This is a genomic window from Inquilinus limosus DSM 16000 (assembly GCF_000423185.1).
Lineage (GTDB): Bacteria > Pseudomonadota > Alphaproteobacteria > DSM-16000 > Inquilinaceae > Inquilinus > Inquilinus limosus.
Window position 1 is genome coordinate 72,825 of the sequence record NZ_KE383989.1, and the last position, 9,307, is coordinate 82,131.

Annotated in this window: 10 protein-coding genes; 8 read left to right on the plus strand and 2 right to left on the minus strand. The window is 72.6% G+C overall.

The window, feature by feature from the left end; translation table 11 throughout:
- The first annotated feature begins 212 nt into the window (after nucleotides 1-212).
- Complete coding sequence (locus tag G537_RS0135380) at nucleotides 213-458, plus strand: hypothetical protein (protein ID WP_155888931.1); 246 nt, start codon at nucleotides 213-215, stop codon at nucleotides 456-458.
- A gap of 282 nt (nucleotides 459-740) precedes the next feature.
- Entirely contained in the window at nucleotides 741-1,199 is a 459-nt protein-coding gene (locus G537_RS0135385) for a hypothetical protein (protein ID WP_155888932.1), read from the plus strand.
- Between the two features lie 69 nt (nucleotides 1,200-1,268).
- Here the strand turns inward: G537_RS0135385 and G537_RS0135390 are convergent, their stop codons facing one another.
- On the minus strand, nucleotides 1,269-2,183 hold the full coding sequence (locus G537_RS0135390; protein WP_034854116.1) for a LysR family transcriptional regulator: 915 nt from the start codon (nucleotides 2,181-2,183) through the stop codon (nucleotides 1,269-1,271).
- A 109-nt stretch (nucleotides 2,184-2,292) separates the two neighbouring features.
- Here G537_RS0135390 and G537_RS0135395 point away from each other — a divergent pair, with 109 nt between their 5' ends.
- The 6 genes from G537_RS0135395 to G537_RS0135420 all read left to right on the plus strand — a co-directional run bounded on the left by G537_RS0135395 (nucleotide 2,293) and on the right by G537_RS0135420 (nucleotide 8,387).
- A complete protein-coding gene (locus G537_RS0135395) occupies nucleotides 2,293-3,582 on the plus strand; it encodes a CitMHS family transporter (RefSeq protein WP_026874052.1) in 1,290 nt (429 codons plus the stop codon).
- On the plus strand, nucleotides 3,583-4,911 hold the full coding sequence (locus G537_RS0135400; RefSeq protein ID WP_026874053.1) for an acyclic terpene utilization AtuA family protein: 1,329 nt from the start codon (nucleotides 3,583-3,585) through the stop codon (nucleotides 4,909-4,911).
- Entirely contained in the window at nucleotides 4,908-5,240 is a 333-nt protein-coding gene (locus G537_RS0135405; RefSeq protein WP_026874054.1) for an AtuA-related protein, read from the plus strand. The genes G537_RS0135400 and G537_RS0135405 overlap by 4 nt, the downstream gene beginning before the upstream one ends.
- A gap of 28 nt (nucleotides 5,241-5,268) precedes the next feature.
- Nucleotides 5,269-7,269: an alpha/beta hydrolase domain-containing protein gene (locus G537_RS0135410; RefSeq protein ID WP_026874055.1), complete on the plus strand. Its 2,001-nt coding sequence runs from the start codon at nucleotides 5,269-5,271 to the stop codon at nucleotides 7,267-7,269.
- A 75-nt stretch (nucleotides 7,270-7,344) separates the two neighbouring features.
- A complete protein-coding gene (locus tag G537_RS0135415; protein WP_026874056.1) occupies nucleotides 7,345-7,971 on the plus strand; it encodes a LolA family protein in 627 nt (208 codons plus the stop codon).
- Between the two features lie 14 nt (nucleotides 7,972-7,985).
- Complete coding sequence (locus tag G537_RS0135420; RefSeq protein WP_211230623.1) at nucleotides 7,986-8,387, plus strand: GNAT family N-acetyltransferase; 402 nt, start codon at nucleotides 7,986-7,988, stop codon at nucleotides 8,385-8,387.
- Nucleotides 8,388-8,409: 22 nt separating this feature from the next.
- On the opposite strand, the gene G537_RS0135425 is transcribed toward G537_RS0135420, so the two are convergent.
- Entirely contained in the window at nucleotides 8,410-9,291 is an 882-nt protein-coding gene (locus G537_RS0135425; protein ID WP_026874058.1) for a hypothetical protein, read from the minus strand.
- Between the last annotated feature and the right edge of the window lie 16 nt (nucleotides 9,292-9,307).

Below are 9,307 nucleotides of genomic sequence, written 5' to 3' on the forward strand. Positions count from 1 at the left end.
CCCGGCAATGACAGCGGGAGGATCGGATCGCTAACTTATGCAGGGGGCTGCCCCGTCCTGCCGCCTCGCCGCGTCCCGATCGTTACGCCGATTTCATCTCCCGCCCACAAGGGCGTTAGCTGCGGCGACGTAGGGTGCGTCTGTCGGAGCCAAGACGTGGCCTCCCGCCCGCCTCTCCTCCGATCTTCGTTGTCCCCTCGATGGAGATCGTCATGCGCAGGAGCCTTCTGTTCGCCGCCCTTGCCGTGCCGGCCCTGGCCATCGCCCCCGCCCTGGCGATGGCGCAGACCCCCGCCCAGCCCGCCGGGACGGCACCGGCCGCCGTCACCGCGCCGCACAAGATGAAGACCCACCACACCGCCCGGGCCCATCACAAGGCGGTGACGCATCGCAGCGCCGGCAGCGAACAGGACCAGACCCGCAAGCTGAACGAGGAGCAGCTGAACAAGGCGCAGTAACCGTTTCGGGCCGCAACAGACCCTCGCCCCCACCCCCCTTCCGAGGCGAGGTCCGCGGTCCGCGAGGCCCGGCTGCACAGGCGGCCGGGCCTCTTTTTTCATCCGCCACAGGACTCGTCGCCGGACGACCAGACGACATCCGGCGAACATGAAATATCGTTCATGAAGGCATTTTCTTCGGATCGGTATCGCGCGCCCGTCGTTAGGGAGGCGATCGGATCACGTGTCCGCGGCCGTTGCTGCCGTATCCCGATCTTCAGGCATCCCTCGATGGAGACCTTCATGCGCAGGAGTTTTGTCTTTACCGCCTTCGCCGTGTCGGCACTTGCCGCCGCGCCCGCCCTGGCCCAGACCGGGACCGAGCCGGCGATGCCCGAGACGACGACGCCGTCGGTCGAGGCTCCCGCGGCGAACATGCCGGCGGAGCCGGCCCAGAACCCCCAGCATCAGCAGCACCGCAAGCGCATCCAGTCCTCGGGCGCCGAGGAGCAGACCCAGGCCCCCCGCCGCCGTGGCAGCAGGAGCGCGCAGAACCAGGCGGAGCAGGAGCAGACCCGGCAGCTGAACCAGCAGCAGCTGAGCGCGGGCGCCTCGCCGGCACCCTCGCAGCAGATTCTGCCCGGCCAGGGCATGCCCGCCCAGCCCATGCAGCCCGGGACGATGGACCAGGCTCCGACGCTGGAGCAGGCCCCCTCCATGGACCAGACCGCCCCGACGGATCAGCTGCCGCCGACCGAATAATTCGGCAGAGTCCCTCGCAGCCTCTGCGATGGACACCCAGGCCCGGCCGAACCAACGGCCGGGCCTTTTTCATGCCTGGGTCGGGCGGTCGCTGCCGGAAGCGATGACCGCGTCGCGGAAGGCGGCGGCCGCGGGCGACAGCGTCCGGCCCGCCCGGGTCAGGACGCCGATGTCGCGGGTCACCTCCGGCCCCTGCAGCAGGCGCGTCGTCAGCGCCGGATGGGCCAGCACCGGCAGGGTGAGCACCGGCAGCGCCGTCACCCCGAGGCCGGCCGCCACCAGCGCGCCGGCGGTGGCGAGATGCGACACCTCGAACTCCGGCTCGACCGTCGCCCCGGCCTGGGCGAAGCCGCGATCGGTCAGCGGCCGGACGCTGGTGATCCGCGACATGGCGACGAAGGGAAAACCCGCCAGATCGGCCCAGGTCACGGCGGAGGACCGCGCCAGCGGGTGGTCCTGGCGCAGGATGGCGACGAAGCGGTCGGACATGATCCGGGTGAAATCCACCTTGCCGTCGGCCGCCGGACGGCCGGCGATGCCGAGATCGGCCTCGCCGCTCAGCACCGCGCCGACCACGCCGTCGAGCAAGGTATCGATGACGCCGACCGAGACGCCGGGATGGCTGCGGCGGAACCGGTCGATCACCGGCGGCAGCAGCCCGGCCGTCACCGAGGGCAGCCCGGCGACGGCGACGCGGCCGCGGGCCGAACGGAAATAGTCGCCGAGATCGTCCAGCGAGCTGCGCAGGTCGCCGATCAGCCGGCCGGCGATGGCGGCGAATTCCCGGCCCTGCGGCGTCGGCTCGACCGTCCGGGTGTTGCGGTCGAACAGGCGCACGCCCAGCCGCGTCTCGGCCCGCGCCACCGCCCGGCTGACCGCGGGCTGCGACATGCCCAGCGCCTCGGCCGCCGCACGAAAGCTGCGCAGCCGGTCGACCTGCAGGAACACCTCGATCTCGAACAGCGACAGGTTGATGCGCTTCATGCATCAATCGATGACACAAATTCACTTCCAGATCCACCGCCCGCCATGGCGTGCTGAGGCCGGAGCGGTCGCCGACGGCAGAACGACCGCCGCAACGGGAGGACGGCGGATGCTGGCGGCTTTGGGTTTCCTGACCATCGCGGTGTTCCTGGCCCTGATCATCAGCGGCCGCGTCTCGGTGCTGGTCGCGCTGGTCCTGGTGCCGCTGGCCGGCGGCCTCCTCGGCGGCTTCGGCGCCGATCTCGGCAAGATGATGCTGGACGGTGTGGTCAAGGTGGCGCCGGTCGGCATCATGATCATGTTCGCGGTGCTGTATTTCGGGCTGATGATCGACACCGGCATCTTCGACCGGCCGATCAAGTTCCTGCTGTCCCTGGTGCGGGGCGACCCGGTGCGGCTGTGCCTGATCACGGCGCTGCTGACCATGCTGGTCGCGCTGGACGGCGACGGCGCCACCACCTTCCTGATCACGGTCACGGCGCTGCTGCCGGTGCATCGCCGGCTGGGCCTCAACCCGCTGGTGCTGCCCGGCATCATCTGCCTCGCCGCCGGCGCCATGAACCTCTTGCCCTGGGGCGGGCCGACGGCGCGGGCGATGGCGGTGCTGAAGACCGACGCCTCGGCCCTGTTCAACCCGGTGATCCCCGCCATGATCGCCGGCTTGGCCTGGGTCTTCGTCGCCGCCTGGCTGATCGGCCGCGGCGAGCGCAAGCGCCTGGGCGTGGCCGACGGCGTCGACGCGGTGGCGCTGGTCGAGCCGACCGAGGCCGAGCGGGCGGCGCGCCGGCCGCATCTGGCCTGGTTCAACGGCGCCCTGACCGTCGCCCTGATCGTGGCGCTGCTGGCCGGGCTGGCGCCGTTGCCGGTGCTGTTCATCGGCGCCTTCGCCGTCGCGCTGGTGGTCAACTATCCACGCTGGGAGCAGCAGCGCGAGCGGCTGGTGAAGCACGCCGACAGCGTCGTCACCGTCACCGCGATGATCTTCGCCGCCGGCATCTTCACCGGCATCCTGGGCGGCACCAAGATGATCGGGGCGATGGCCGAGGCACTGGTGGCGGTGGTGCCGCCGGCGCTGGCGCCGTACCTGTCGCAGATCGTGGCGGTGACGGGCATGCCGCTGAGCCTCGTCTTCACGCCGGACGCCTATTACTACGGCATCCTGCCGGTCTTCGCCGGCACCGCCGGGGCGCTGGGCCAGGACCCGCTGGCAATCGGCCGGGCCGCGATCCTGGGCCAGATGACCACCGGCTTTCCCTTGAGCCCGCTGACCGCCTCGACCTTCATTCTGGTCGGGCTGACCGGGGTGCAGCTCGGCGCCCATCAGCGCTTCATCTTCAAATGGGCCTTCGCCTCGACCCTCGTCATGACGGCCGTCGCCTGGGCCACGGGAGCCATCTGAATGCCGGATCGGACGATGCGGATCGGGGCCGGCGCCGGTTTCGCCGGCGACCGGCTGGAGCCGGCGGCGGAGCTGGTGGCGCGCGGCAATCTCGACGCGCTGGTGTTCGAATGCCTGGCCGAGCGCACCATCGCCCTGGCCCATCGCCGCCGCCGCGCCGATCCCCAGGCCGGCTTCGACCCGCTGCTGGAGCGCCGGCTGCGGCCGGTGCTGCCCGGCGTCGCCGCCCAGGGCATCCGGGTGCTGACCAATATGGGCGCGGCCGACCCCGAGGGCGCCGGCCGCCGCGCCGCCGCGCTGTGCCGGGAGCTGGGCGTCAAGATGCGGATCGGGGTGGTGACCGGCGACGACGTGCTGGACCGCATCGACCCGGCCGCCCCCGCCCTCGAGGACGGGCGGCCGCTGGCCGATCACGGCCCGCTGATCGCCGCCAACGCCTATCTCGGCGCCGATGCGATGCTGCCGGCGCTGGAGGCCGGGGCGCAGCTGGTGATCACCGGCCGGGTCGCGGACCCGTCGCTGTTCGTGGCGCCGCTGGCCTGGCGCCTGGGCTGGGCGCTGGACGACGCAAGCCGCATCGCCACCGCCACCCTGGCCGGCCATCTGATGGAATGCGCGGGCCAGGTCACCGGCGGCTATTTCGTCGATGCCGACGGCAGCGACGTGCCCGGCCTGGCCGATCTGGGCTTCCCGATCGCCGAGGTGACCGCGGGCGGCGCGATCACCATCACCAAGCTGCCCGGCACCGGCGGGCGGGTCAGCCGCGCCACGGTGACCGAGCAACTGCTGTACGAGGTCACCGACCCCGGCGCCTATGTCACGCCGGACGTGGTGCTGGACGTCACCGGCGTGTCGGTGGCGGAGCAGGGCGCCGACCGCGTCGCTGTCGCCGGGGCGCGCGGGCGACCGCGGCCGGAGTCACTGAAGGTCAGCGTCGCCTATGAGGCGGGGTGGGAGGCGGAGGCCGGCATCTCCTACGGCGGCAGCGGCGCGGTCGAGCGCGGCCGGCGCGCGGCCGAGATCGTCCGCACCCGCCTGGAGCGCCGCGGCGACATCACCGACCTGCGGCTGGACCTGGTCGGGGTCGATTCGCTGCTGCCGGGGCGGCTGCGGGGCGGATCGCCGTCCGAGGTCCGGCTGCGCCTCTGCGCCCGCGCCGCCACCGCCGAGGCCGCCGCGGATGCCGCGCATGAGGTCGAGAGCCTCTACACCAACGGCCCGGCGGCGGGGGGCGGGGTGCGCAGCGGCCTGCGCCCGGTGATCGGCATCGTCTCGACCCTGATCGACCGGCGGGCCGTCAGCCCGGCGGTCGAGATCCTGGAGGCATGATGGTCCGCCTGGGGACGCTCGCCCATGCCCGCGCCGGCGACAAGGGCGACACCACCACGCTGAGCGTGATCGCCCGCGACCCGGCCGACTACGAACGCCTGCGCCGCGCGGTGACGGCGGAGCGGGTGGAGGCGCATCTCTGTGGCGCCACGACCGGCCGCTTCACCCGCTTCGAGCTGCCCGGCCTCTCGGCGCTGCATTTCGTCGGCCGCGGCGTGCTGGGCAGCGGCGTCACCACCTCGCTGGCGCTGGACAGCCACGGCAAGACGCTGGCCTCCGCCCTGCTCGACCTGGAGCTGCCGGACTTGGAGTTGCCTGGGGACGGCTGAACGACCATCACAACGGGGGGAAGACGCCATGAGGGGTTGCATCATCCGCGCCGCGGCGCTGTCGGTCCTGGCCCTCGGCCTGGCCGACGCGGCGCAGGCCCGGCTCGTCAGCTTCACCGTGGAGCGGCAGGACTCCGCGGCGCCGGCCAAGCCCGGCGCCCCGGCCTATGAGATCCTGCGCGGCCGGTTCCGCGGCGAGCTGGACCCGGCCGATCCGGCCAACGCCATCATCACCGACATCCAGCAGGCGCCGCGCAACGCCCGCGGCAGGGTGGAGTATTCCGCCACCTTCGCCATCGCCCTGCCGGCCGACCCGAAGCAGGCCAGCGGCGTGCTGGTCTACGACGTGCCGAACCGCGGCAATGGCGACGTCGCCGCCGATCCGGACGGGCATGTCCGCGTCGTCAGCGGCTGGCAGGGCGACATCCCGGCCACCGACGGGCTGCAGACGGCGGAGGTGCCGACAGCGGCCGGGCTGACCGGGCCGGCCTTTGCCCGCTTCACCAACATGAAGGCCGGCACGAGGAGCCTGCCGATCCTGGTCGGCTTCGCCCGCACCCGCCCCGGACCAGTGCCGGCGACGCTGGACACCCGCCGGGCGCGGCTGTTCCAGCAATCGGCCGACGACCGGCCAGCGATCCCGATCCCGCCGCGGGACTGGGCCTTCGGCAACTGCAGCGACAGCCCCTTCCCCGGCACGCCCGACCCGGGCTGGATCTGCCTGCGCGGCGGCTTCGACCCGCGCTTCGCCTATGGCCTCGCCTATACCGGCAAGGACCCGAAGGTGCTGGGCATCGGCTTCGCCGCCACCCGCGACCTGACCGCCTTCCTGCGCCACGCCACGGCGGATTCGGCCGGTGCGCCCAACCCGGTGGCGGGGCTGGTTCGGTGGACGGTGGCGTCCGGCACCTCGCAATCCGGCAACTTCCTGAAGAGCTTCCTCAATCTCGGCTTCAACGCCGACGAGCAGGGCCGGATCGTCTTCGACGGCATGAATCCCAACATCGCCGCGCGGCAGCTGCCGATGAACATCCGCTTCGGCGTGCCCGGCGGCGCCGCCACGCTGTACGAGCTGGGCAGCGAGGGCACGCTGTGGTGGGCGCGCTACGAGGACCGGGCCCGCCGGCGCGGCACCACCAGCCTGCTGGACCGGTGCGAGGCGACGGGCACCTGCCCGAAGATCGTCGAGACCTTCGGCGCGGCGGAGCTGTGGGGCCTGCGCATGTCGCCGAACCTGGTCGGCACGGATACGCGCTTCGACCTGCCGCTGCCGGCGAATGTGCGGCGCTACTACTTCCCCGGCGTGACCCATGGCGGGTCGCGCACCGGCGGCTTCTCGACCACGGGCGATCCCTTCACCCCCGGCTCTCCGGCCTGCGTCTTGCCCGGCAACCCGAACCCGTCGTCCATGACCCTGCGGGCGCTGCAGCAGGCGCTGATCGACTGGGTCCGGTCGGGCAAGGAGCCGCCGGCCAGCCGCTATCCGACCCTGGCCGCCGGCGACCTGGTCGAGCCGACGGCGCGGGCGATGGGCTGGCCCGCCATCCCGGGCGCGCCGCGGCCGGACGGCAAGATCAACATCTTCCTCGATTACGATGTCGGCCGCGGCTTCGATTATCCGGACCTCAGCGGGGTACCCGATTTCCTGCCGCCGCGGATCCGGCAGACGCTGCCATCGCGGGTGGTGCGCGTCGACGCCGACGGCAACGAGGTGGCCGGCGTGCCCTCGGTGCAGGCGCTGGTGCCGCTCGGCACCTATACCGGCTGGAACGTGCTGGCCCAGGGCTACGGCGCGGGTAGCGGCTGCTCCTTCCTCGGCGGCTTCATCCCCTTCGCCCGGACGAAAGCGGAGCGGATCGCCGCGCGCGACCCGCGCCCGTCGCTGCAGGAGCGCTACCGCGACCATGCCGGCTTCGTGGCGCGGGTGAAGGCGGCCGCGGCGCAGCAGGTCGCCGCCGGCTGGCTGCTGCCGGACGACGCCGCGACGCTGGCCGCCCAGGCGGAGGCCAGCGACGTGCTGAAGGACTGAGCGGCAAGACGCCGCCCTGGATATCCGGGGTCCCGTGCCCTACTTGGAACACAGACCCCGTGTATCCGGACCGACATGACCATCTTCCGTTTCATCGCCGCGGCCCTGGCCGCGCTGTTCATCGCCGCCGGGCCCGCCGCGGCCGCGGTCCAGCCGGCCGCGCTGACCGCCCAGGACCGGGCCGACCTGCAGCGGGTGGAGCAGTATCTGGGCAGCCTGACCACGGTGCAGGCGGACTTCGTCCAGACCACCAACAACACCGACCTGTATCGCGGCCGCTTCTACCTGAAGCGGCCGGGCAAGATGCGGCTGGAGTACGACCCGCCGATCGACTTCATGTATGTCGCCGACGGCACCTGGCTGACCTATTACGACGCCGAGCTGCACCAGCGGAAGGACGTGCCGCTGGGCTCGACCATCGCCGACTTCATCACCCGGGCGAATGTCCGACTGTCGGGCGACGTCACCGTCACCAAGGTCGGCCGCGGCAACAACCTGTTGAGCGTCCAGCTGGTGCAGACCGACAAGCCGGAGGACGGCAGCCTGACCCTGAACTTCAGCCTCAACCCGATGATCCTGCAGAGCTGGGTGGCGGTCGACGCCCAGGGCACGGTCACCCAGGTGGACCTGACCGGCATCCAGCCGGGGGTGCAGCTGGACAACAAGCTGTTCATCGTGCCGCGCGGCCGGAAGGACCGGTAGACCGCGGAATGACCGTGACCGAACCGACCGTCGAATGGCGCGGCGCCTTCGGCAACGAGGAGCTGAACGCCCTGCATGCCGAGTGCTTTGGGCACCCGGTGCTGGACGACGACTGGTGGGGCCAGGTCAACCGCTTCAGCCTGGGCTGGGCGTGCCTGCGCCAGGCCGGCCGGCTGGTCGGCTTCGTCAACGTCGCCTGGGACGGGGGCGTGCACGCCTTCCTGCTCGACACCGCGGTGACGGCGTCGCTGCGGCGCCAGGGCCACGCGACGCGGCTGGTGCGGGAAGCCGTCGCGCAGGCGCGCGCGGCCGGCTGCGAGTGGCTGCATGTCGATTTCGACCCGCATCTGCGCGGCTTCTACCTCGACGCCTGCGGCTTCGAGCCGACCGAGGCCGGGCTGGTCCGGCTGCGGTGACGCCGGCCGGCGCCGCGGCCGCTCACCCGGTGTCGGGGGCGAGGCGGTCGAGATAGGTGTCGACATCGTTCCAGATGTCGAAGGCGAGGGAGCGGCACAGGCGGATCACGGCCCGGCCGATGCTCACGGTGTCGAGCAGCGTCTCGACATCGGGCTCCTGCATCCGGATCGCCAGCCCGGCCTTGAGGTCGGCGGCCCGGTCGGGAGGGGCGAGGTCGTCGATGGCCTGTTCGATCACGGCGGTGACCGCGGCCCGGCGGCGGGCGCGCTCGGCCCGGATCTCCTCCGGGCTGCCGTCCGGCCGGCCCGGAGACGGGCCTCTGCCGCAGCGCGGCGTCCGGCGGCGCCAGTCCCCGGCCAGGCCGAGGCCGCAGACGAGCCCGGCCACGACCGAGCCCACCGGGCGGTCCTCGACCGGATCCTCCTGGTCGCCGTAGAGCTGGGCGATCGCCTCGGCGACCTGCAGGTCGAGGGCGGCGGCGCGGCCGCGGTCCCCGAGATCGGACCAGACCAGACGGTCGATGGCGTCCTCGACCTGGTCGCGGTGGCGGGCGCGGCGGTCCTCGCGGCCGCCGTCGCGGGCGCAGAGGTCCTTCACGGCGCGGGCGCGCTGGGCCAGGGTCTGGCGCACCAGATGGGCGTAGCGGGCGAAGGCGAGGCCGGGGTCTCCGGCCGGGGCCGCAGCCTGGGGCCGAGCCTCCGGGGCCTCGGCCGGCGCGGCCGAGGGCTGGGCCTCAGCCGAAGCCTCGGGCTCCGGGGCCTGGGCGGCGGCGAGGGCGCGGGCGCCGGCCGCCTCGGCCAGCTGCATGCCGATCTCGGCGAGGCGCGTGAGCATCTCGCACTGCTGCAGCGCGCAGCCGCGGCCATAGGCCTGGACATCGAAATCGGGCGGCACCTCTTTCATGGAACATATCATGAAC

Coding starts and splice junctions, on each gene's coding strand:
- G537_RS0135380 (WP_155888931.1), top strand. CDS start 213: ATGCGCAGGAGCCTTCTGTTCGCCGCCCTTGCCGTGCCGGCCCTGGCC.
- G537_RS0135385 (WP_155888932.1), top strand. CDS start 741: ATGCGCAGGAGTTTTGTCTTTACCGCCTTCGCCGTGTCGGCACTTGCC.
- G537_RS0135390 (WP_034854116.1), bottom strand. CDS start 2,183: ATGAAGCGCATCAACCTGTCGCTGTTCGAGATCGAGGTGTTCCTGCAG.
- G537_RS0135395 (WP_026874052.1), top strand. CDS start 2,293: ATGCTGGCGGCTTTGGGTTTCCTGACCATCGCGGTGTTCCTGGCCCTG.
- G537_RS0135400 (WP_026874053.1), top strand. CDS start 3,583: ATGCCGGATCGGACGATGCGGATCGGGGCCGGCGCCGGTTTCGCCGGC.
- G537_RS0135405 (WP_026874054.1), top strand. CDS start 4,908: ATGATGGTCCGCCTGGGGACGCTCGCCCATGCCCGCGCCGGCGACAAG.
- G537_RS0135410 (WP_026874055.1), top strand. CDS start 5,269: ATGAGGGGTTGCATCATCCGCGCCGCGGCGCTGTCGGTCCTGGCCCTC.
- G537_RS0135415 (WP_026874056.1), top strand. CDS start 7,345: ATGACCATCTTCCGTTTCATCGCCGCGGCCCTGGCCGCGCTGTTCATC.
- G537_RS0135425 (WP_026874058.1), bottom strand. CDS start 9,291: ATGAAAGAGGTGCCGCCCGATTTCGATGTCCAGGCCTATGGCCGCGGC.